The 23,796-nt window shown below is 38.4% G+C and carries 17 protein-coding genes and 1 pseudogene; 13 read left to right on the top strand and 5 right to left on the bottom strand.

The features are described 5' to 3' along the window. The first annotated feature begins 14 nt into the window (after positions 1-14). The 7 genes from BR50_RS04860 (at position 15) to BR50_RS04830 (ending at position 9,993) form a co-directional block, all read left to right on the top strand. Positions 15-1,025, top strand: coding sequence for a LacI family DNA-binding transcriptional regulator (locus BR50_RS04860; RefSeq protein ID WP_034546784.1), 1,011 nt, complete (start codon positions 15-17; stop codon positions 1,023-1,025). Positions 1,026-1,129: 104 nt separating this feature from the next. Next, a complete protein-coding gene (locus BR50_RS04855) occupies positions 1,130-2,467 on the top strand; it encodes an ABC transporter substrate-binding protein (protein ID WP_034546782.1) in 1,338 nt (445 codons plus the stop codon). Between the two features lie 65 nt (positions 2,468-2,532). Beyond that, positions 2,533-3,435 carry a carbohydrate ABC transporter permease gene (locus tag BR50_RS04850; protein ID WP_034546780.1) on the top strand — a complete coding sequence of 301 codons (903 nt, stop codon included), beginning with the start codon at positions 2,533-2,535 and terminating at the stop codon, positions 3,433-3,435. Between the two features lie 2 nt (positions 3,436-3,437). Further along, positions 3,438-4,334, top strand: coding sequence for a carbohydrate ABC transporter permease (locus BR50_RS04845; RefSeq protein WP_081884480.1), 897 nt, complete (start codon positions 3,438-3,440; stop codon positions 4,332-4,334). Between the two features lie 19 nt (positions 4,335-4,353). Beyond that, positions 4,354-7,461 carry a hypothetical protein gene (locus BR50_RS04840; RefSeq protein WP_034546778.1) on the top strand — a complete coding sequence of 1,036 codons (3,108 nt, stop codon included), beginning with the start codon at positions 4,354-4,356 and terminating at the stop codon, positions 7,459-7,461. 43 nt (positions 7,462-7,504) lie between these two features. Beyond that, entirely contained in the window at positions 7,505-8,467 is a 963-nt protein-coding gene (locus tag BR50_RS04835; RefSeq protein ID WP_051905745.1) for an ROK family protein, read from the top strand. An 89-nt stretch (positions 8,468-8,556) separates the two neighbouring features. After that, on the top strand, positions 8,557-9,993 hold the full coding sequence (locus tag BR50_RS04830) for a 6-phospho-beta-glucosidase (RefSeq protein ID WP_034546776.1): 1,437 nt from the start codon (positions 8,557-8,559) through the stop codon (positions 9,991-9,993). A gap of 755 nt (positions 9,994-10,748) precedes the next feature. On the opposite strand, the pseudogene BR50_RS04825 reads toward BR50_RS04830, so the two are convergent. Beyond that, positions 10,749-12,065 (bottom strand): annotated as a pseudogene (locus BR50_RS04825) (IS1380 family transposase). Positions 12,066-12,632: 567 nt separating this feature from the next. On the opposite strand from BR50_RS04825, the gene BR50_RS04820 reads away from it, so the two are divergent. The 3 genes from BR50_RS04820 to BR50_RS12545 all read left to right on the top strand — a co-directional run bounded on the left by BR50_RS04820 (position 12,633) and on the right by BR50_RS12545 (position 17,211). Then, positions 12,633-15,341, top strand: a complete 2,709-nt coding sequence (locus BR50_RS04820; RefSeq protein ID WP_034546774.1) for an HAD-IC family P-type ATPase — start codon at positions 12,633-12,635, stop codon at positions 15,339-15,341. A gap of 191 nt (positions 15,342-15,532) precedes the next feature. Then, positions 15,533-16,308, top strand: a protein-coding gene (locus BR50_RS12550; RefSeq protein WP_143298334.1) for an IS5 family transposase whose coding sequence is annotated in 2 segments (ribosomal slippage) — positions 15,533-15,872 and positions 15,872-16,308 — 777 coding nt in all. Because the reading frame shifts where the segments join, the coding sequence is not laid out codon by codon here. Positions 16,309-16,435: 127 nt separating this feature from the next. After that, positions 16,436-17,211, top strand: a protein-coding gene (locus tag BR50_RS12545) for an IS5 family transposase (protein ID WP_143298334.1) whose coding sequence is annotated in 2 segments (ribosomal slippage) — positions 16,436-16,775 and positions 16,775-17,211 — 777 coding nt in all. Because the reading frame shifts where the segments join, the coding sequence is not laid out codon by codon here. A 14-nt stretch (positions 17,212-17,225) separates the two neighbouring features. Here the strand turns inward: BR50_RS12545 and BR50_RS04805 are convergent. Together BR50_RS04805 and BR50_RS04800 are read right to left on the bottom strand one after the other, a co-directional pair. Continuing rightward, complete coding sequence (locus tag BR50_RS04805) at positions 17,226-17,894, bottom strand: haloacid dehalogenase type II (RefSeq protein WP_034546772.1); 669 nt, start codon at positions 17,892-17,894, stop codon at positions 17,226-17,228. 40 nt (positions 17,895-17,934) lie between these two features. Next, positions 17,935-18,372 (bottom strand): OsmC family protein, encoded by a 438-nt coding sequence (locus BR50_RS04800; RefSeq protein ID WP_034546770.1) that lies wholly within the window; start codon positions 18,370-18,372, stop codon positions 17,935-17,937. A 194-nt stretch (positions 18,373-18,566) separates the two neighbouring features. Here BR50_RS04800 and BR50_RS04795 point away from each other — a divergent pair, with 194 nt between their 5' ends. Further along, entirely contained in the window at positions 18,567-19,133 is a 567-nt protein-coding gene (locus BR50_RS04795) for a CGNR zinc finger domain-containing protein (protein WP_034546768.1), read from the top strand. Positions 19,134-19,259: 126 nt separating this feature from the next. Here BR50_RS04795 and glpK read toward each other — a convergent pair whose 3' ends face one another. Both glpK and BR50_RS12410 read right to left on the bottom strand, forming a co-directional pair. After that, positions 19,260-20,765: a glycerol kinase GlpK gene (gene glpK / locus BR50_RS04790; protein ID WP_034546766.1), complete on the bottom strand. Its 1,506-nt coding sequence runs from the start codon at positions 20,763-20,765 to the stop codon at positions 19,260-19,262. A gap of 87 nt (positions 20,766-20,852) precedes the next feature. Beyond that, on the bottom strand, positions 20,853-21,395 hold the full coding sequence (locus BR50_RS12410) for a TetR/AcrR family transcriptional regulator C-terminal domain-containing protein (protein ID WP_051905744.1): 543 nt from the start codon (positions 21,393-21,395) through the stop codon (positions 20,853-20,855). A gap of 228 nt (positions 21,396-21,623) precedes the next feature. On the opposite strand from BR50_RS12410, the gene BR50_RS04780 reads away from it, so the two are divergent. Both BR50_RS04780 and dhaK read left to right on the top strand, forming a co-directional pair. Next, complete coding sequence (locus tag BR50_RS04780; protein ID WP_034546764.1) at positions 21,624-22,763, top strand: glycerol dehydrogenase; 1,140 nt, start codon at positions 21,624-21,626, stop codon at positions 22,761-22,763. Between the two features lie 37 nt (positions 22,764-22,800). Then, on the top strand, positions 22,801-23,790 hold the full coding sequence (gene dhaK / locus BR50_RS04775; protein WP_034546763.1) for a dihydroxyacetone kinase subunit DhaK: 990 nt from the start codon (positions 22,801-22,803) through the stop codon (positions 23,788-23,790). Positions 23,791-23,796: the final 6 nt, after the last annotated feature.

Here is a 23,796-nt window from a genome sequence, read left to right as displayed (position 1 = left end):
GGAGAAGAATACATATGGCTACGATTTATGATGTTGCAAAAGAAGCAGCTTACTCAATTTCAACTGTTTCGAAAGTGCTGAACAACAGCACCAATGTGAGTAGTCGAGCCAGAAAAAAGGTTTTGGAAGCTATCGAGACCTTGGATTACGTTCCGAACTCGTCTGCGCGCACGTTGGCAACCAAAAAATCAAATATGATTGGAGTGGTGTTCTCAGAAAATTTAGGTGTTGGTATGGCTCATCCGTTTTTTGGACCAGTAATTGAAGGTTTCCGGAAATTTGTTGATATGCATAATTATGACTTATTATTTGTATCCAGAAGTATCAAAGGGGAAGAAAGCTACACGAACCAGCTGATTCGCAGGGGTGTCGATGGTATTGTTGTCTTCAGTACCGATTCGGATCAATCTGATCTGAAAATCTATCGTGAGCTGGGTATCCCATGTGTCTTTATCGATATGGAAGTAAATGATTTTAATTCTGTATATAGCGATAACTATCATGGTGCACTAATGGCAGTTGATCATTTAGTTGCATTAGGGCATCAAAAAATTGCGCATATACACGGAGAAAGTACTGGATTTATTGGTGTAGAAAGAATGAGAGGCTTCAACGATGCGATCAGTGCACATGGTTTGAACACACCAGAGGAGTACATCATGAATGGTGGTTATTACTCAGCGGATGGTGGTCGAATGGCCATGATGAAATTGCTTCGCCTAAGTGAGCCTCCAACCGCGGTGTTTGTGTCTGGGGATCAAATGGCGATTGGGGCGATCCAAGCAATCAAAGAGTATGGTTTAAGTGTTCCGGAAGATATATCGGTCGTGGGATTCGACGATATCGAGATCGCTAAATATATGGAACCAGCTTTAACGACAATCGCTCAAGATAAAGAAAAAATCGGTCAACAAGCAGGATTATTGGCGATCGAAAGTATTCTAAATCCGAATTGCTTGCCGGTCAAGAAGACGATTCCCGTGCGATTGATCAAGCGTGAGACAACAAGACAAGTGAAAAAATAACGAATTTTTTTATTATAGAACGGTAATAAAAAAATTTGTCAAAAGTGTAAAGCGCTTTACATATAAATGAAAGCGTTAATCTAACCAAAGAGGAGCAATCAAAAATGAAAAAATGGGTAAGTGTTTTGAGTGTAGCAGGTTTGGGTTTAACGCTAGCAGGTTGTGGTGAGGATAAACCAGATTTAACGATAACGTCCTTTACAGATGAGTTGCAAGGGCCAATCGATAAGTTTGAAGAAATTAATGATGTTACAGTTGAACTCCAAATTATCCCGACTGCGGATTATCGTCAAACAATGCAACCAACGTTAGAAAGTGGCGATGGAGCACCGGATATCTTTACAGGAGAAATTGCGTACATGCAACAATGGCTCAACGCTGACTACTGGACGGATCTTTCGGCAGAGCCCTACAATGTGACTGAGTGGGAAGACGAATATGTAGATTATGTTTATGACCTAGGAAAAGACGAAGATGGCAACGTCCGTGCAATGTCTTGGCAAACGACACCAGGTGGTATTTACTACCGCAGAAGCATTGCAAAAGAAGTATTAGGTACAGATGATCCAAAAGAAGTCGGAGCAATGATGTCAAACATGGATGATTTATTTGAAGTTGGAGCAAAAATGAAAGAAGCAGGTTATGCTCTGTTCCCTGATGAAGGTTCTATATCTAAATTCACCAGTTTTGCAACAGGTGGAAGCGACCCACAACCATGGGTAAATGAAGATAACGAACTAGTCGTAACTGATGAGCGTCTTTCTTATTTTGACTATGCGAAAACATTAAGAGATGAGCAATATACTGCTCTTGCACCAGCATGGTCACCATCTTGGTATGAATCTTTCAACGGCCCAATCAACTATAATATGGGTTGGGAAGAATTAGAAGGAGAAGCAGCGACTGCAGCAGAGGCAGAAGCAAATAGCCAAATCGAAGTATTCTCAGTAGCACTTCCAACATGGGCACTGGATGCTGTTTTCAAACAATCATCTAATGCAAATGCGGGTGACTGGGCTGTCACAAATGGCCCATCATCTTACTTTGAAGGTGGAACATGGTTAGGCGTTTATGAAGGATCTGAGAATAAAGATCTAGCCTTCAAATTTGTCGAAATGATGGTACATGATGAAGAATTCTTGACAGAACGTGCTTTAGAAACTGGGGATGTACTAAGTTATAAACCCGTAACAGAAGCAATCAAAGATGATATGTCAGATGACTTCTTAGGCGGTCAAAATCATTACGAATTCTTCTTAGAAGAAGCAGAAAAAATTGATGCTAACGTTGTAACACCTTACGATCAACAATTGAATGAGTTATTTGGGACACAAGTCGGAGCTTATGTTGAAGGTGAGATCAGCAAAGAAGAAGGGGTTCAAGAATTCTATAACCAAGTTAACAATGCCTTCCCAGATATTGTTACACCTGATGAAAAATAATTGACAGATAATCTGGGGTTCTTCCAAAGAATCCCAGTTTTTATTTAGTTTAGAGGAGGATCGGAATGGGAAAAAATTCAAATAAAGCTTATCTGTACATTGCCCCATTTGTTATAGTATTTTTAACATTTAACATCTATCCAATTTTGTTGACCTTTTACTTCAGTCTCACGAGCTATAGTGGAGCTGGGGGCATTGACAATGCAGCCTTTGTTGGGGTAGAGAACTATTTACGTTTAACACAAGACAAGTATTTTATTGAATCATTGATCAACACGCTGATTATCTGGGGAAGTGGTTTTTTTATTCAATTAGCAATTGCATTTGGTTTAGCCCTCATTTTCAGTGATATTCAGCTTAAAATCAAAGGGGTGGGCTTCTTCCGGACCCTCTTTTACTTACCTAATATTATAACCGTTGCATCTGTAGCCCTCTTATTCAACTTAGTATTGGACTGGAATTATGGTGCTTTGAACCAAATGCTGCTGGATACCGGCATTATCAACCAACCAATCAATTGGCTAAGTGATGCAGTCTATTCCAGAGGTGCTGTTTCAGCAATCAATACATGGATGTGGTTTGGTCAAACCTTTATTATTCTGTTAGCAGGAATCAGCGGCATTTCGACAGATTATTTAGAGGCAGCTATGATCGACGGTGCCAACTGGTGGCAACGATTCTATCACATTACCTTACCGCAACTGAAGCCAATAATGCTCTACGTCATGATCACTTCTCTTATTGGAGGTTTGCAAATGTTCGATTTACCGCTGTTGCTGACTGATGGTATGGGTGCACCACGTGGGGCATTGAGCACGATGGTTCTCTACTTGTACAATCAAGCCTTCAAATACAATAATTTCGGTTATGCATCTGCAATTGCTTATGGTTTGTTTATGATTACTGTTGTTTTCTCCATTATCATATTCCGAACTATGAAAACTAAACCGGTTAAGAAAGGTGTCTAGTTATGAAAAATGATAAAGCAGTTAGCATTGAGCCGGTCGTTGATCCAACCGTTGCTCCAATCGGGAAAGTATTTAAAAACCGTATCAAAATTTTGAAAGTGATCCTCTATATCTTTTTGATACTATTATCCGTAATTTCCATCATCCCCTTCGTTATGATGATGGTCAATGCGACTCGTTCAAACACCGAAATCATTCGAGGATTCACATTGGTCCCTGGGACATCATTCTTCGACAACTATGATGTGTTGATCCGCTACATGAATGTCTGGCGTGGCTTCGCAAACAGTTTGTTTGTTGCGACAACCGTGACCGTACTGAATGCCTATTTTTCAGCATTGACTGCCTTTGCAATGGCTTTCTACGAGTTCAAAGGAAAAACTTTTATTTTCGGTGCTTTCCTAGTCGTTATGATGGTCCCAGGACAGCTTGGACTTTTAGGACAATATGAATTGAACAGTACTTTAGGAATTCTAGATACGTATTGGCCTTTGATCATTCCAGCGATTGCTGCGCCTTTCACAGTATTCTTCTTTCGCCAATATTTGGTTTCTTCAATGCAAATTTCCATTTTAGAAGCAGCCCGGATCGACGGTGCATCAGAGATCTATATGTTCCATCGAATTGTTTTACCTATCCTAAAACCTGCAATCGCGACCCAAGCAATCTTCACTTTTATCGGAACATGGAACAACTATATGACGCCATTGATCATGTTAAGAACACCAAGCAAGTTTACCTTGCCAGTCATGATGGGTGCTTTAAGCGGTTCCCCAGTGGCAATGAACTTAGGAGCGATGTACTTAGGAATTGCTATTTCAGTAGTACCGATCATGGTAGCTTTTATCTTCTTATCAAAACACATCATCAACAGTATCTCGGCTGGTGCTGTAAAATAACTAAAGAGGGTGTAAATCTTTGTATAAACTAAATGAAAAAAATGAATTTATTATTGAAAATTACCAAACAACTTCTGCCTTCTCAAGTTTCTTACCGGGAATCGTGGGCTTAAAAGGGATCCCTCTTTGGATGTTCTACATCAATCGGGGCCAAGCGATCAGTAGTTTTGGAATAGAGAATAAGGATTCAGCAATCTCAGAATTCCTGCCAGCAGATAAAGCCTATCAACACACACCTTTGCAAGGGTTTCGAACTTTTTTAAAAGTTCGAAGAGAGGGTGAAACAACCGCTTTTGAACCGTTCTCTGACCCGAGCGAAAATGCTACGGAAACAATGACGATCGGTATGAATCATCTGACATTAAACTACAAGCAGCATGATGAAAACCTAAGTCTTGTTGTTCGCTATTACAGTTTGCCGCATGCACCGATTGGAGCACTGGTTCGTACCGTTAATATCGTGAATAATAGTAATGAAGCAGTCAGTCTCGAAGTAGCAGACGGTTTGGCGGCAATTCTGCCGGCGGGAATCGCAAATGCAGACTACAAAGAAATCAGCAACACATTGAAGAGTTGGTTTGATGTCAAAAAGGTTGATAATTCCTTTAACTTTTATCACTTGCGAGGGAGCACAGAAGATACTGTGGAGGTTAAGGAGATGCATAGCGGCAACTTCTATACGTCATTGGTAAAGGAAAATGAAAAAGTAACACCGGCATCAATTATTTATGACCGCCAGCTTATTTTCGGCAAGGATGAAACATTACGCAAAGCTGACCATTTTAATCAGAACGCTGTTTCTGAAATAAATAAACAAAATCAAGTCAGTACCAATAGAGTCTCTGCTGGATTTACACTATGGCAAGGGGAGTTGTTACCAGGAAAAAGTGTTGAGTTGATGACGCTGGTTGGTTATGGAAAAGATGAGGACACAGTCTCGAAATATCTGTCTCAACACTTAAACGAAGATACAGTAAAGCAAGCCTTTATTACTGCACAAGGTTTAACGGATGAGTTGACCGACGTCATTCAAACAAGTACTGCTAGTACGAAATTTGACCAATACGCCCGACAATCTTACTTAGATAATGGGTTGCGGGGTGGCTTTCCAACGATCCACACCTATAAGGATAAGCAACAAGCTTATTACGTTTATTCGCGTAAGCATGGCGATTTAGAAAGAGACTATAATTTCTTCTCGACGTCTCCTACCTATTACTCACAAGGGAATGGGAACTACCGCGATATCAACCAAAATCGACGGATGGATGTTTATTTCACAACTGAAGTAGAGGATGCTAATATCCGCCATTTCATGGAATTGATCCAACTGGATGGTTACAATCCACTTGTGATAAAAAAGGTTCTTTTTACTTTCAATGGTACCGATACAGATATCGCCCCGTTCTTGAAAGAAACAGAACAGAAAAAGATGCTGCTTTCATTCTTTGATAAACCATTTGAACCAGGCGAATTATTGCGTTTTATTGAAGAAAATACAATTGATTTGACTAGCTCTTTTGAGGAGCTGTTAGCCTACGTCCTGTTCGCCAGCAGTGAAAACCTAGAAGCAGATCATGGTGAAGGATTCTGGATCGATCATTGGACCTACAACATCGATCTTATCGAAAGTTATTTGGCTATTTACCCAGATAAGAAACAGACCTTATTATTTGAACGCCCATACAAGTACTATCAAAATAAAGTTTGTGTCCAACCTAGGGAAATAAAATATGTCCAGAAAGACAATGAATACCGACAATATAACGCTCTAGACCATAAGGAAGGCGACAGTAGCCAGTGGGTAGAAGCACCAAATAAAACGCCTATCACAACCAACCTTTACTCTAAGCTCCTTTTGTTAGCCGCCATCAAAACGGCAACGATCGCTCCGTTTGGTTATGGTATCGGGATGGAAGCCGGAAAACCGGGTTGGAATGATTCTTTGAATGGATTGCCTAGCTTGTTCGGGACCAGCACTTCCGAGTTATTTGAACTGAAACGTTTAATGACTTTAATCGAGCAAGTGGATCTAGAGGGATGCGTCTACGCTTTACCAATCGAAGCGTTCCGATTCCTTGAAAAACTACAAGAACATCTGACGTTGATGCAAGACGATGATCAAGCATTTTGGGAACAAACTACAAGACTGCTAGAAAAATACCGAGCAGACATTTACCAAGATCTTTCCGGAGAAATGAAAGTTCTCAATCAAGAGGCGGTTGAGCAGTTGGTTTATTCCTTAACCAAGCGAGTAGATCAAGCCATTGAGGCAGTAGAAAAGTATAATGGACCAGCCTTGCTGCCAACATACTTTTACTTTGAAAAAAATGATGAAACATTGAAACCACATGCAGTAACCCCATTTTTAGAAGGTTTGGTCAAAAAACTAAAAGTAACGAACAGCACGAAAGAAGCGTATAATATATATCAGGCTGTCAAGGAATCAGAAATCTATGATCGTAAGCTACAGATGTATAAGACAAGCGGACCATTGACGAATGAGCCCATTGAACTAGGAAGAGCCAAGTTCTTCACACCGGGATGGTTAGAAAATGAATCTGTTTTCTTGCATATGACTTATAAATACTTACTGGCATTATTAAAGAGTGGCTTGTATGACGCTTTTTATGAAGACCTTGAAACTATGTTGATCCCCAACTTGGATCCGAACATTTACGGTAGAAGTATCCTAGAAAATTCTTCCTTTATCGCTAGTAGTGCGAATCCAGATGAGAGCATCCATGGTAAAGGTTTTGTGGCACGTCTCAGTGGTTCAACGGTTGAATTCTTGAATATGTGGGTTCAAATGTTTATAGGTGAACGTCCATTTACCTATGACAAGGATAAAAAACAGTTATCTTTTCAACTCTTACCAGCGCTACATAAAGAGCTATTCAAGGAGGACGGTACCGTTCAATTCACCTTGTTAGGTGAAATAAAGGTGACTTACAGTAATGCTAAAATGCAACATACGTACGGTGAAAAGGGTGTGAAACCAATCCGTTACAGTATTCTATACGCGGATGATCAGGTTAAGGTGATCGAAGGCGATCGCATACTAAATCAAGAAGCAATAGATATAAGAAATAAGACCGTGAAAAGCATGCACGTGACCTTAGGGTAAAAATATTTCTATATCGACTTATTGTTCAGGAATGAGGAAAAAAATGGGGAAATATATTGGTATCGATATAGGAGGAACAAATATTAAATACGGCCTCCTAGATGAAAAAGGCAATATCTTGCATAAGGACAAAATCAAGACCAGCTCAGAGGGTGTTGAAATAATCAAAAATATCAAAATAATCGTAGAGAATTATAAAGAAGCTCATGATATAAGAGCTGTGGGCATCAGTGCACCAGGCATCGTAGAAGAATCAGGTTTTATGACGACGGGAGGTGCGATTTTTGATTTCTATGGTGTCCATTTAAAAAATATCTTGGAAAAAGAATTAGGGCTGCACGTCGCAGTCGAGAATGATGCAAATAGTGCAGCTTTAGCCGAAAAATGGCTCGGAGCCGGGCGAAAATACAAGAACTATTTTACGGCCGTAGTAGGAACAGGAATTGGCGGAGCCGTTATGATCAATAATGATATCTACCGCGGGGCACATGCAACAGCTGGGGAATTTGGTTTTATGATCAATGCGCCCGTTTTAAATGGTGACACCCGACTTTCATCCGTGAGCCTGACGAGTTCAGTTCAATCCGGCTTAGTCCAAAGATACTTAGATGGATCTGACGCGACAATGCCCCAACAAGATCTTGATGGGGAAGATATCTTCCAACTTGCAGAGGCGGGAGATCTACGAGCCAAAAATGTGATTGATGCTTTTTACGACCATCTTGCAATCGGCATTTACAACGTGTTGGTCTCGTTGGATCCAGAGGTCGTTCTGGTAGGAGGAGGCATCAGCGCTAATCAAAGTTTTATACAAGAATTGAATCGAAGAGTACAAGGTTTACAAGCGGGACATCGTGATATGAAAAATATGACGCTGGCAAAAATAGTGCCGTGTCATTTCCTCAACGACGCAGGTATTGTTGGCGCAAGCTATAAAGCTATGAAAGAAGACCGCGAAAGAAAGCTGGAAAGTGAAAAACAAGAAAGCGATCCAGTTAGTCGATAAAATGAGGCTAAAATAAAAAGTTGGTCAATTTGTACAAGTCAGTCCAAACTTAATGGAAGATTCAATTTGACAAAAGGAGGGCAAGAGAAGTGAAAGGATTCAGAAAAGATTTTCTTTGGGGCGGCGCTGTGGCGGCTAATCAAATAGAAGGCGGTTGGAACAAAGCCGGAAAAGGTATCTCCACAGCGGATGTCATTACTAAAGGTACGCATTCTGTTCCGAGAGAAATAACCCAAGGTATATTAGAGGGTTATGATTATCCGAGTCACGAGGCAATCGATTTCTATCACCGGTACAAGGAAGATATCGCTTTGTTTGCTGAAATGGGCTTTAAATGTTTTCGTACCTCTATTGCCTGGAGTCGGATTTTCCCCTTAGGTGATGAAAAGGAACCAAATGAAGCAGGATTGCAATTTTATGATGATTTATTTGATGAATTATTGAAATATAACATCGAGCCGGTCGTGACTTTATCTCACTTCGAAATTCCTTACCATTTGTGTAAAGAATACGGGGGATTTCGGAATAAGAAGCTGATTGATTTTTTTGCTCATTACGCAAAAACGGTCATGGAGCGTTACAAAGATAAAGTGACGTACTGGATGACCTTTAACGAAATTAATAATCAGGCAGATGGCTACCGAGACTTACATGTCTTTAATAATTCGGCTTTGGTTTTTAATGAAGGCGACAATAAAGCAGAAGTGGTCTATCAAGCAAGTCTGAACGAACTGATTGCCAGTGCAAAGGCAGTGGCAATTGGTCATGAAATAAATCGCAACTTCCAAATTGGCTGCATGATGGCCTATGTGCCGGTTTATCCATATTCTTCTAATCCTGAAGATTTAATCGCTTCTGTAAAAGCGATGGATCGTCGATTCTTCTACAATGATATTCATGTACACGGTGAGATTCCGGCGGCTACTCTGAGATTGTGGGAAACTGAAGGCTACCATATTGACTATAACAAAGAAGAACTCCAACTATTGCGTGAAGGAACTATCGACTACATCGGTTTGAGTTATTACATGTCAAGTACTGTTACAGCCTTAGATTCTATACCGGGTTGGCAAGATGGCTCAGTGGATCAATTGAAATTAACCGATAACCCCTACCTTGAGAAAAGTGAATGGGGCTGGCCGGTCGATCCAGTTGGCTTAAGATATACTTTAAATATCCTAACGGAAAGATATCATCTGCCTTTATTTATCGTCGAAAATGGTTTAGGTGCGTACGATAAAATTGAAGCAGACGGTACTATCCAGGATGATTATCGTATTGATTATCTTAAAAAGCACATTCAGCAGATGAAAATAGCTGTCGAAGAAGATGGGGTAGACCTAATGGGTTACACTCCTTGGGGCTGTATCGATATTGTGAGTTTTTCTACTGGAGAAATGGAAAAACGTTACGGCTTTATCTATGTGGATAAGGATAATGAAGGAAACGGAACACTTGAACGTCTCAAAAAATCTTCCTTTGATTGGTATCAGAATGTAATTGCTACTAATGGCGAAGAATTATAATTAGAAAAAATGTATAAGATTGCTAGAAATAAGATGAATTAATGAGAAAAGACCGCTAATACTTTTTAATAAAGTGCTAGCGGTCTTTTCTATGCAAGATTCTCTTTAAATAACTTTATCCAAATGAGTGCATTAAAAATGTTATTCTCTAACACTTTATTGTACTATCTTGTATATTTATTTTTTTATAAGAAAGAAAGGAAATAAAAGAGCAGTGAAAATATATGTAATGATGTTATTTATAAAAAGTTCTAATGCAGCCTTGTATACACCAATCGCAAACTTCTCGCTTTCTGGATGGATATTCCTCGTTGTTATGATCATCGGTGGATGGGCAGGAAATGTTATTGGAAAGAGAATTAAAAGCTAAGAGTTTTTTTCAACAGAACTGACGAAAAAAAGCTCTTGGTTAAACGATGTAGATGAGCTAAAGTAAGTATTTAAATGAAAGCTAGTTTAAGTAGCGTGAGTGAATTATCTCACGCTGCTTTTTTTATTTTGCCAATCGAGTGAATTTTAGCTAAATTTATCCATATAAAAAATCATATAGCTATTAACCTGAATGATTCATACTTTTAAAAAAAATAATAATTGGTGCATTTTTCACTTCTTTCAGGTCATTAGTTTGTTAGGTTTACTTATTTTACTTCAAATTTCCAAGTCACTTATTTTTTTGTCAGAAAATTAAGATTTTTAGGCATACTAACCCCTTGAAATTAGCCTTTTTTTTTAAACTATTCCATTAGGTGTGAGTGTTACTGCCATTTGAAATGCTGAATATTCCGCAAAATTTTATGGAAAAGTTCATGGTAAACGTGATAGGAACTGAGTTTTAAAAAGGTTTTTCGTCCAGAATGAACAAGTTTACCCGCTACTTTAAATAAGAGCAAACGAATAGTTGAAACTTGAAAACCTTTGGTTTCTTTCGTAAAACAAAGAGTACGCATAAAATTGACGATGTTGTAAGCTAGTACACTCACCATCATACGTGCATGATTTTCTAAAAAACGAGGACTGTTGGTTTTATCGAAATAAAATCCATTTTTGGCCTCTTTAATGTAATTTTCCATGGTGCCTCTTTTAGAATAGGTTTGAAAGACCGCTTCTGCAGAAAGGTTCTCTGATAAATTGGTTATGATAAATTCATGTCGAGCAATCAATTCGGTTGCTTCGCGCGTAGATTTAATACAAATTCTTCGTGGATGTGTCCAGCTCTTCGCTTGATAGAGTGTAGAAGCGTAGTGAACTTCTTTTTTATCTCAATCCTGCTGGTCATTTATAGATACAAATTGCTCAGCGATTTTTCCTAAGTTGCGATTCGATTTCAATCGAACAATATAAAAATTTTGACGTTTTTCACACAGTTCATATAATTCAGGAGTTGCAAAACCACTATCTGCACGCACTAGAATAGAACTTACAGGTACGGTTTCTTGGTAATGGTCAAAAAGTGGTCGGACAAAATCTGCAACACCATTGGATGTGTACACATTACCAGAACGAAGTTCTGCTTTCAAAAAGTCGCCAGTCAGACCTTCAAAGGCAACAAGTGGATGATAGCCATTCGTTTGGTAATGGGCATTATAATTCGACTTCTCCTGATTGCCAAAGGTATCCGAATGTGTTGAGTCTAGATCAAAAATCATTTCAGTTGTATTACGAGCAGTACGTACTTTATCAATCAGGATTTGATTGACTTCTTGTAATTGGGAAATGTTTTCTTGACTTAACCGATCCCATAAACGAGAAATAGACGGTTGTGAAGCGAGTTGCTCTTTAGCTAATAGACTCTGGAAAATGGGATCTTTTGATAAAACGTCAGCCGAAGAATCCGTTTGATATCCAGCAATCAATTGAAAAAGGATTTGTTCAATAATTGAATGATTAGCATGGTTATAGTAAAGTCGATCATCGTTAATAGTGAGGGTTTGTTTCAAAATGTTAGAGAAATTAATGGTGTGCATGAATTCCTTAACTAATATCAATCCGGAATCTGAGGATAAATTACCCCCAGAGTGAGATACCGTAATGTTTGAATTGAAAAGCAAACGATTTTCATGTAAAGTTGCCATAGAGAGAACCCCTTTCTTTGGTTATGTTTAGTCGCTTTAACCATAGCAGATTGGGGTTCTTTTTGCACACCCAAAGGGTGCTGAGAAAATTAACTCAAACTAGCGTTATAACAGCTTTTCCAGAGCGTTTTAGAAAAAGTATGAATTATTCAGGATTAAATATGTAAAGTCTTCGATGCACATTTGTGTTTATTGAAGACTTTATTTATAAAACTGTTTATTTTATAAATGATTGGGCTAACGATAGCTTATATTCTAAAGTTTTGCACAGTGTTTTTTTGTTCCCATTATCCATTCTCTTAAGCAACCAATCGGTTATTTGGTCAAAATCGAGGATATTCCAGCAGCGAGAATAAGATTGAGCATATTTGAAGATAGATGAGAGGTATGTTAACCTAGAGGTAAATATGGCGGGGGTGGTTTTTAAATGTCAGATGATGACGAGGGTGATTTGTACAAGTTTTTTTATATTTTATCTCTTCAAATAGAGTAGCTAGGTGCGTCATCAAAAGATGAGGTGCTATTTTGCATGCACTTAAAATGAAGATAAGAGAGGAATATAAGAAAATGAAACCAAATATAAAAAATTATCAAAAAACTGTTGCAAGTTTATCTAAAAATTATGCACAAGAGGATTTTGAATCAGGATTAAGCCAAATAGAAGCAAAGAAGCGTTTAGAAGCAGATGGCCTTAATCAACTGGTCACCGAAACAACACCCAAATGGAAACTTTTTGTTCGACAATTCAATAATATGATCATATACATCTTGATTTTTGCTGCTTTGTTAACGCTAGTAATGGGACACGTGTCAGATGCGGTTATTATTGGATTTGTAGTGATCGTCAACGCTTTGATTGGGTATTACCAAGAAGTGAATGCCTCAGATGCGCTAGAAAAAATAAAAAGTATGTTATCGACCCAAGCAACGGTCTACCGTGAAGGGCAGAGATTAGATGTTCCTGCAGAAGAGTTAGTGTCAGGCGATGTTGTTTTTCTAGAAGCAGGGGATAGCGTGCCAGCGGATCTACGAATCATAGATATAGATAGCTTACGCATTCAAGAATCTGCCCTTACAGGAGAAGCAGATTCAGTCGAGAAAACAATCCAAACACTAGCAGATAATGATGTTGCATTGGCAGAGCAAACGAACATCGCCTTTGCTTCGACTTCTGTGACAAATGGGAGTGGACTAGGTGTTGTAGTCGCGACAGCTGAACAAACAGAAATCGGAAAAATATCGTTAGAAGTTAAAGGGGTAAAAGAAAGAAAAACTCCTTTGATGCGAGAAATCGACGGGCTAGGAAAAGGGGTATCTTATGTCGTGATCGGTGCGGCAATTGTCCTCTTTATCATCGGAATGCTCTTAGAAACCCATTCCTTGTCCATCCTTTCTTTAGCAGTAGTAACAATGATCGTAGGCTCTATACCAGAAGGACTTCCAGCGACCACCTCTGTAATTTTGGCTATGGGTGTAAGTGACATGGCGAAAAAGAAACACACCATTGTTAAATCACTACCCGCAGTTGAAACTTTGGGATCGGTCGATATTATTGCGACAGACAAAACCGGAACGTTAACGAAAAATGAAATGACGGTTAAAGATATTTATATTGATAACCACCATTATGAAGTAACGGGTGATGGTTATGAACCTAAAGGGGAAATCACAGAATTTAAAAATCGTGTTGAATTAAATCAACACTTAACACTCTTTTTAGATGCGGGATACGAAGCTAATGACACAACACTTATAAAAGAAGGTGATACTTGGTCATTGAATGGAGAACCAACAGATGGCTCATTCTTGACGTTGTATCATAAAATATATGAATACGGCTATAAAAACCAGTATCAAGAACTAGATATGATCCCTTTTGACTCTGATTACCGTTACATGGCGAAATTGGTTTTGGATACAGAGACTAATCAAAAAATCCTCTTTATTAAAGGATCACCCGACAAGCTATTTCCAATGGCAACTACCCAGGATCCACGATTTAATAAAGTAAAGTGGGATTCAAAAGTTGAAGATCTTTCTCTCCAAGGAAAACGAGTGGTGGCAGTTGGGTACCAATTGATTTCGGATGGAGTGAATGAGATCACTCATGATCTGCTGTTTTCGGGGATAACTTTTCTAGGCTTAGCTGGTATTATTGACCCACCACGTGAAGAGGTTATTGGCTCTTTAAAAGAGATGCGAAAAGCAGGCGTGGAAGTCAATATGATTACTGGAGACCATCCGCTTACTGCCAAAACTATTGGTGAGAAGTTAGGTTTGGCCGATAAAATCAGCGTTATTACAGGTCCAGAGTGGGACAAGATGTCAGAAGAAGAACAGCAAATAGCTGCTCTAAACTATCAAGTCTTTGCCAGAACCACGCCTAAAAATAAATTGGAGATTATTTCTGCGCTTCAAGCAAGTGAAAAAATAACTGCCATGACAGGAGACGGAGTAAACGATGCTCCAGCCTTAAAAAAAGCAGACATTGGTGTTGCCATGGGGATCAAAGGGACCGACGTAGCCAAAGACTCTGCAGATATGATTCTAGCGGATGATAACTTTGCAACTATGTCTGTCGCTATTAAAGAAGGACGTCGTATCTATGACAATATCAAAAAGAGTATACTCTTCTTGCTGCCGACATCGTTTGCCGAAGGGCTGATCATTGCGATCACGATTTTGATGCAACGCGATATGCCATTGCAAGCTACCCAATTGCTTTGGATCAACATGGTATCGGCAATTACGATTCAGTTTGCGTTTATTTTTGAACCGGCTGAAGAGGGTATCATGGAAAAGCCTCCTAGAAAAACGGGCAGAGGCCTTATGAATAAAAGAGATATTTTCCAAATGACGTATGTTTCGATTTTAATGGCGATCATAAGCATTATTTCTTATGAATGGTTGATATATACGGGAGCTGATCAAGTAACCGCAAGTACGATGATGGTCAATATTATCGTGTTCAGTAAAATTTTCTATCTTTTTAATATCCGAACCTCAAAACTCGCTTTTTCTCGTTCCTTTTTCACGAACCCTAAAGCATTCTTGATAATTGGGATCATGATAGTCTTACAATTGATTTTGACATATGTGCCAGTTATGCAAGGAGCGTTCCATACTGGTTCAATGACGGGACTAGAATGGTTAATTTCAGTCTTGTGTGGACTCGTTGTATTGATTGTAGTTGAAATCGATAAATTTATTCGACTACGTATTCAAATAAGGCATAACCAAAAAGTAAGCGTGCAAAAAGAAATTAGAGTTAGCTAGACAGAGCAGTCGTTGATTAAATAAGACTCGGGCTATTTTAAAAAGAATACACGATGCTACTGAATTTTATACAGTAAAAGAAACCACTAATTTAAATTAGTGGTTTCTTTTTTTATTATTTTAATTAGGGCGTGTCTGAAAACTGACTGCCATCCTGATTTTCGGTATAATAAAAGAAAACAGGAGTGATCATGATGAGTATTGAACGTTATGAGCTGACTGATGTGCAGTGGAATCAAATCAAAAATCTGTTTCCCGAATATCACACAGGTAGACCACCTAAAAGCAATCGTATAATGTTCAATGCTGTTTTATGGATTGCTAGAAGCGGTGCTGCTTGGCGAGATCTGCCAAAAGAACGTTACGGATCATGGAAAACGGTCTATAGCCGCTTTTGTTTATGGCGTGATACTGGTTTACTTGAATCCCTTTTTATTACGTTGAATTATGAAGCAGATTACGAAAACTTGAGTATCGATTCAACCGTTGTAACGGCGCATCAGCAGAGTGCCGGTGCAAAAAAAGGGGGCTAAATTCTGTCATCTCGCAACATATCGGTAAAAGCAGTGGTGGGCACACAACAAAAATACATGTCATCGTAGACGGATTAGGAAATCCATTATATTTTCAGCTATCAGGTGGAAATCTCCATGATAGTGTTCTCGCTATTGAAGTTCTTCAACACGTTGAAATACAAGGCAGTAATGTTATTGGCGATCGTGCATACGGTTCTTTAGACATTCGGACTTATGTGACGAATCACGATGCGACTTATACCATTCCACCAAAGAAAAATACAAAAGAACCTTGGACTGTTGATTGGTGGCTATATAAAGAACGTCATTTGGTGGAGTGTTTCTTTAATAAGTTAAAGCATTTCCGTCATATCGCGACACGTTATGATAAACTCGCAACGTCCTACTTAGCCTTTGTATATATAGCAGCTATTTTTCTCTTAACCAAATAGTTTTAAGACACAACCTAATATCTTTTAGATAAATATTTTTTTGATAAGTACTGCGATCGATTAGGGCGTGTCTGAAAACTGACTGCCATCCTGATTTTCGGTATAATAAAAGAAAACAGGAGTGATCATGATGAGTATTGAACGTTATGAGCTGACTGATGTGCAGTGGAATCAAATCAAAAATCTGTTTCCCGAATATCACACAGGTAGACCACCTAAAAGCAATCGTATAATGTTCAATGCTGTTTTATGGATTGCTAGAAGCGGTGCTGCTTGGCGAGATCTGCCAAAAGAACGTTACGGATCATGGAAAACGGTCTATAGCCGCTTTTGTTTATGGCGTGATACTGGTTTACTTGAATCCCTTTTTATTACGTTGAATTATGAAGCAGATTACGAAAACTTGAGTATCGATTCAACCGTTGTAACGGCGCATCAGCAGAGTGCCGGTGCAAAAAAAGGGGGCTAAATTCTGTCATCTCGCAACATATCGGTAAAAGCAGTGGTGGGCACACAACAAAAATACATGTCATCGTAGACGGATTAGGAAATCCATTATATTTTCAGCTATCAGGTGGAAATCTCCATGATAGTGTTCTCGCTATTGAAGTTCTTCAACACGTTGAAATACAAGGCAGTAATGTTATTGGCGATCGTGCATACGGTTCTTTAGACATTCGGACTTATGTGACGAATCACGATGCGACTTATACCATTCCACCAAAGAAAAATACAAAAGAACCTTGGACTGTTGATTGGTGGCTATATAAAGAACGTCATTTGGTGGAGTGTTTCTTTAATAAGTTAAAGCATTTCCGTCATATCGCGACACGTTATGATAAACTCGCAACGTCCTACTTAGCCTTTGTATATATAGCAGCTATTTTTCTCTTAACCAAATAGTTTTAAGACACAACCTAGTTGAAATCCACAATTTCTTGGGCTAAATCTACTAAGTTTCTGTTTGTCATATCTGGTTTCAAGTAGTAAGGATTGTATTGATCTTCTTTGCGTTTAATATAGGCTGTATGAAGTCCAGCTTTTTTAGCACCGAATAAATCCCAATCATGAGTAGCAACCATGACTGTTTCAGCGGCATTGATTTTTTCTTCATTGATGACATAATGATAAATATCATTAAAGGGTTTATATTTTTCTACTGAATCTACTGAATAATAAGAGTCAAATAAATCAATCAGGCCAGAATTATTCAGCTGTTCTTCAACCATCTTATAAGAAGAATTGGTTACTGAAATAACTTTGACGTTGTGATCCTTCAATAATTTTAGCGCGTCAGATACATCGTCGTACGCAGGAAGATTCCTGAACGATCCTAGAATATCTGTTTTGATTTCATCAGTTAGTTCTTTGTCGCTCTCTAAAAAGACACTTTCTAACGCGGCTTCTGAAAGTTTTCCAAAATCAGTATATTCACCCATACCGCCTATAACAGTAGACGAATGAAGAAGTTTAGCGAACCAGTAATTAAGAACATATTTATCTTCAAAATATTTACCGAAATTTTCTTTTAAGACACTTAAGTCTAATAACGTTTCGTTCATATCAAATAATACCGTTTTTATCATCTCTTCAGCTCCTTTTAGCGTATGTGCTAACTCTTTAGTTTTATTCTTTTACCCAATTTGGAGTCATTTCGACATTGGCAGCTTCTAATACTGTATATATTGGGCATCTTGAGTCAACGATTTGTTGTAATTCAGTGAGACGTTCTTCAGATTCGCTTGTTTTCACGCGAGCATTTATGCTGACTGATTGAAAGTAGGGACGAACATCTTTATTGCCCATCATACCTTCTGGATTCATTTCTGCTCTGATATCGAATTCTATACCTTGAAGATCAAAACCTATTTCTTTAGCTACCATGTTAGCTATCGCGTTCTCACATCCTGCTAGTGAAGCTAGAAAGGATCCTAGTGGATTGGCGCCTTCATCTTTCCCACCCATTTGTTTAGGCTCATCAATGATCACCTGATGTCCTTTAGAATCTGCTATTGTTTGCATCCCTTTTGAAGTTGCTGTAATTCGTTCAATTTTTTTAGCCATTTGAATCTCTCCTATTCCATTTTTTTCTCACTATCTGATTGTGTAATAGTTAGTCTGTTTTCTGGTTGAGAAACTCCTTTTTATTTTTTAACCATTAAAACTAATCTAAGTGGTTAGGTGTTAACCATACAGTATGGTATTATTAAAGTCAATCAATCAACCAATCAACCAATCAATTTAAAGGAGAATTTTAAATGATCAAAAAACTAGAGGCAAGATATTCTTATTTATCTGACTATTTATTCATTAATTTACTTAATACGATCAACGGAAGAAACAATATTTTTACCGATTTTCTTGAAGAAGAAGGCCTAATGGATGAGTGGCTGTCATTGATGAAAGAAAGAAGCTTATTGAATTCTGAACAAGTGGCGAAAATAAACGAATCCCCAATTGATATAAAAAAAATCCAATTATTTCGTGAGCAGTGTAGAGCTTTCTTTTTAGAACCCGAAACAAAATCAATATTTTTAGAAAATTTAGCATCAAATACTGAGAAAGCACCACTGTTTTTCGATAAAGCGTTCAGACCTACACCAAGTAAAGGTGGGACTGATGGACTGATTTCACTTATTGCTTACGATATGCTTACGGCTCACCATAATGGTCTGTTTCCTAAAATCAAAAAATGTAAATCTGATACCTGTTATGCATTATTCGTTGATACAAGTGGAAGACGAAAATGGTGTTCAATGGAAGTTTGCGGCAATAGAACAAAAGTACGCAAGTATTATGCTAAAAAAAGTGAGGAACACACTTGAATACGTTAAGTATTCGAGTATGTTCCTCACTTTGATAGACTGCGTTTTTAGGGAATCATCATGTATAAAAAATAGATAAAAATAGATAGATGATCCATTTAATTTTTTTTAGTCAGCGCACGATGATTACTCATGCAGTAATTTAGCATAATAACGTATTGCTTTGATAGCACTATGCCAAGCGTGCAGTTTAACTTGTCGTTCTTCAATGGTCATGTGAGGTTCAAATTGCTCATCCGCAGAAACTAAAGCTGCTAACTCATCTTGATCGCGCCAATAATCAACAGCTAATCCAGCGAGATATGCAGCTCCTAGTCCGGTCGTCTCCAATCGTTCGATGCGTTTAACCGTTTTTCCGAGAATATCTGCTTGAAATTGGATCAACAGATTATTTTGTGCAGCCCCACCATCAACGTGAAGAAGATCTACTATAATTCCAGTATCTAATTCCATTAACTCAATAATATCGCTGACTTGATAAGCAAGCGATTCTAAAGTTGCTCGAACCAATTCCCGATGGCTGGTAGATTCATCAATTCCGAGAATAGCTCCTCGTGCATTTGAATCCCAATAGGGCGCACCAATTCCTCGAAAGGCGGGGATAACATAAACGCCTGAATTAGGCGCTGCTGCAAGGGCTAACGATTCTGAATCATCCATTGATTCAAATAAATTTAAGCTGTCTTTCAACCATTCAATGGCACTACCTGAAATAAGAGCCGAACCTTCAAGAGCATAAGTTATTTTCTCGTCGATCGAATATCCGATAGTAGTGAGCAATTTGTGTTCGGATAGTTTTGGTTCAGAGCCGGTATTCATAACGATGAAGGTTCCTTGACCATAAGTGCTTTTTACTTGGCCAGGTTGAAAAGCTAATTGACCAAATAACGCTGCCTGCTGGTTTCCCGCAACACCGGCGATTGGGATCTTTGCACCATCAAAAAGATCTAAATCGGTTATTCCATAAATATGAGAGCTTGGATGAACTTTCGGCAGCATACTTTTAGGGATATTAAACAGACTTAACAGCTGTTCATCCCATTCTAGTGTATGGATATTGAACAACATCGTCCGTGAAGCATTCGTGTGATCGGTACAGTGTAACTTACCATTGGTCAGGTTCCAAATGAGCCAACTATCAACCGTGCCAAAGGCCAACTCTCCACGATCTGCTCGTTCTTGTGCGCCAGGATGATGATCTAGGATCCAACGAATTTTACTAGCAGAAAAATAAGGGCTCAAAACTAAACCAGTCTTTTCGTGAATGGAATCTTCAACATTTTTTTGTTTAAGTTGATTAATAATAGCTAGTGACTGATTGGAACTCCAGACAATTGCGTTATGGATTGGTTGACCAGTTTTACGATCCCATACAATGGTTGTTTCGCGTTGATTTGTGATGCCTAGTGCTTTGATCTGATGGAATGAGACTCCGGAATGTTTCGTAACTTTAAGAAGCACGTCGCAGACTGATTGCCAAATGGCATTTGGATCTTGTTCGACCCAGCCGGTTTGTGGTATCTGCTGTTCAAAAGTTTGAGCTGCTGTGCTGATGTAATTTCCTTGGCGATCAATCATAATTGCACGCGTTGTAGTGGTTCCTTGGTCAATTGCTAAAATATATTCTGGCATAAGCAATTACCTCCTTAAATAGATTGCATGGTAAAACAGTCATTTTAATACTGTTAGAAATTATAATTAACCTAAAATCGTTTACGATTAGCATTTGTGGTGGATCACTTGAACAAGCACTTCATGATAACTTTTGCTGTCCGGTTCGCAGTCTTCAAGTACCCAGCAGTAGAGCATCTCAGACAAACCATATGCGTAAAAGTCAGTTGTCGCTTTGATGAAAAGTTGGTTGTTATCAGCAACAAGGTGCGCTTGAAAATAATCATCTGAGATGGTTTGGATACTTCGTTTGATATAATACATAAGATAATCTTTAAAGGAATCTAGCTTTATATTTGAAAATATCTTCTTATAATATTTTTTATTCGCTTCAAGATACTCTAATAGAAGGAACAATGCTTCTTCCCATTTTTCCCAATTCATGATCGATTGGATCAATTCAGAGACTTCATGGGAGAAAATCCAAGTAATTAAATCGTATTTGTCATCAAAATGATCATAAAAAGTCTGGCGACGGTAATCAGTCTGATCCATTATATCCGTTATTGATATCTTATCAATAGCTTTTTCACTGGTTAGATGTTTGAGAGAACAAGAAATAATTTCCTTCGTTGCGTTTTGTTGGTTCATTTTTTGTGACTCCTTCGACAACTTATTAGCTACCACATTCAATTACTTTTCATTATACTTCATACTCAAAAGTAATTGAAGCGGACAAAGATAATCTTTTGTCTGTTGAAATGGTAACGCTTACTTGTTAAGCTTTGTTCAGTCCTAAAGGAAGTCATGCATCAGTTTATTAAGTTGTTTGTTAGATCATTTTATAAATCAAATATTTTAAAAATAGGAGGAATAGAAATGAGAAAAGCATTTATTAGTCCAACAAAATATGTCCAAGGAGAAAACGAGTTATTAAATTTAGGTTTTTATATTAAATCCTTTGGTGAATCTGCATTAGTTATCGGGAATCCAGGCGATATCGAACGGGTTCAAGACAAGTTGGACAAAACAGCTGAACGTTTTGGCATAACCTTACACCTTGCAGATTTTGGTGGAGAAGCGACACGCGAAGAAGTAAATCGTCTTAAAAAATTAGCGAAAGAAAAAGGAACAGATATCATTGTTGGAGTAGGTGGTGGAAAAGCAATTGATACATCTAAAACAGTTGCTAATGGTCATAATCTAATTGTCTGCCCAACGATTGCAGCTACAGATGCACCAACTAGCCACTCAGCAGTGTTATATACGAAAGATCATCATTTTGATGAATATGCTTATTTTATCCAAAGCCCTAGCGTAGTATTAATGGATACTACGGTAATTGCTCAAGCACCAGCTCGATTCTTAATTTCCGGCATGGGAGATGCACTAGCTACTTATTATGAAGCACGTGCGACTCGTCGATCAAATTCAAATGTAAACGCTGGCTTACCGAATGGATACCACACAGGAGATACAGCACCTGCTAAAGGTACGATTGCATCCATCACATTAGCTAGAGCTTGTTACGAAACAGTGATTGAAAATGGCTATAATGCAAAGATTGCATGTGACAATAATGTTGTTACACCAGCTTTAGAGAATATCATTGAAGCAAATACATTATTATCTGGTCTTGGATTTGAATCAGGCGGACTAGCTGCAGCACATGCCATTTATAACGGCTTGACAGTTCTAGATGGTCCTCATAATTACTTCCATGGAGAGCAAGTAGCATTTACAACATTTGTTCAACTTATTCTTGAGAATGCACCAAATGATGAAGTTGAAGCTTTATTAGACTTCAATTTATCTGTTGGACTACCTGTATCATTAGCAGATTTGGATGTAGTAGAAGTGAAGTATGAAGAAATCCTTAAAGTAGCTGAAAAAGCGTGCATCCCTGAAGAATCTATTCATGCTATGCCTTTTGAAGTAACACCTGAAAGTGTAGCTCAAGCTATCATTGCAGCTGATGCAATCGGACGAGACTACAAGAAACGTAAATCAGTAAAATAAACTATTTAATAAACTATAGATTAAAGGATGGGAACTGATGAAAAAAATTGTAAACGACCCGAGTAATATAGTTGACGAAATGTTACAAGGCATGATCATAGGCCATTCTGAGTTGATCCAAAGAATACCAGAGACTGGCATCATCCAACGTAAAACAGAAAAATCAGGAAAAGTAGCTATTATTTCTGGAGGCGGGAGCGGACATGAACCCGCTCATGCTGGATTTGTCGGCGAAGGTATGTTATCTGCTGCTGTCTGCGGAGCAGTGTTTACTTCCCCAACGCCAGATCAAATTTTAGAAGCCATTAAGGCAGCCAATGAAGGTGCCGGTGTCTTCATGATAATCAAGAATTATTCTGGAGATATCATGAATTTTGAAATGGCTCAAGAATTGGCTGAAATGGAAGGAATAGAAGTCGCAAGTGTGGTTGTAGATGATGATATTGCTGTTGAAGACAGCTTGTATACTCAAGGAAAACGGGGAGTAGCTGGAACGATTCTCGTTCACAAAATAGTAGGCTACGCAGCACAACAAGGAAAGTCAATCACAGAAATCAAAGAATTAGCTGACAACTTAATTCCGAATATCAAATCCATCGGGCTCGCACTGACTGGAGTAACTACACCAGGAAGCACTCAACCAAGCTTTGTTTTAGCTGAAGACGAGATTGAATACGGAGTAGGGATCCACGGTGAACCTGGCTATCGCAGGGAAAAATTGCAAACATCTCACAACCTTGCAAATGAGTTATTGACAAAATTAGTCAACGAATTTGATGTTAAACCATCAGATCGATTTGCGGTAATCGTTAACGGACTAGGTGGAACGCCATTAATGGAACAATATGTTTTTACAAATGATGTACAGCAGCTTATGGACGAACGTAAATTATCAGTGGACTATTACAAAATAGGTAACTATATGACGTCACTTGAAATGCAAGGATTGTCATTGACTTTACTCTATTTAGAAAATGATTTTTATATTGAAGCATTAAACGCACCAGTTACAACTATAAGCTGGTAAGCACGT

Source organism: Carnobacterium alterfunditum DSM 5972, from assembly GCF_000744115.1.
GTDB lineage: Bacteria > Bacillota > Bacilli > Lactobacillales > Carnobacteriaceae > Carnobacterium_B > Carnobacterium_B alterfunditum.
Note: the sequence above shows the minus strand (reverse complement) of the source record. Positions and strands in the feature narration are given on the sequence as shown.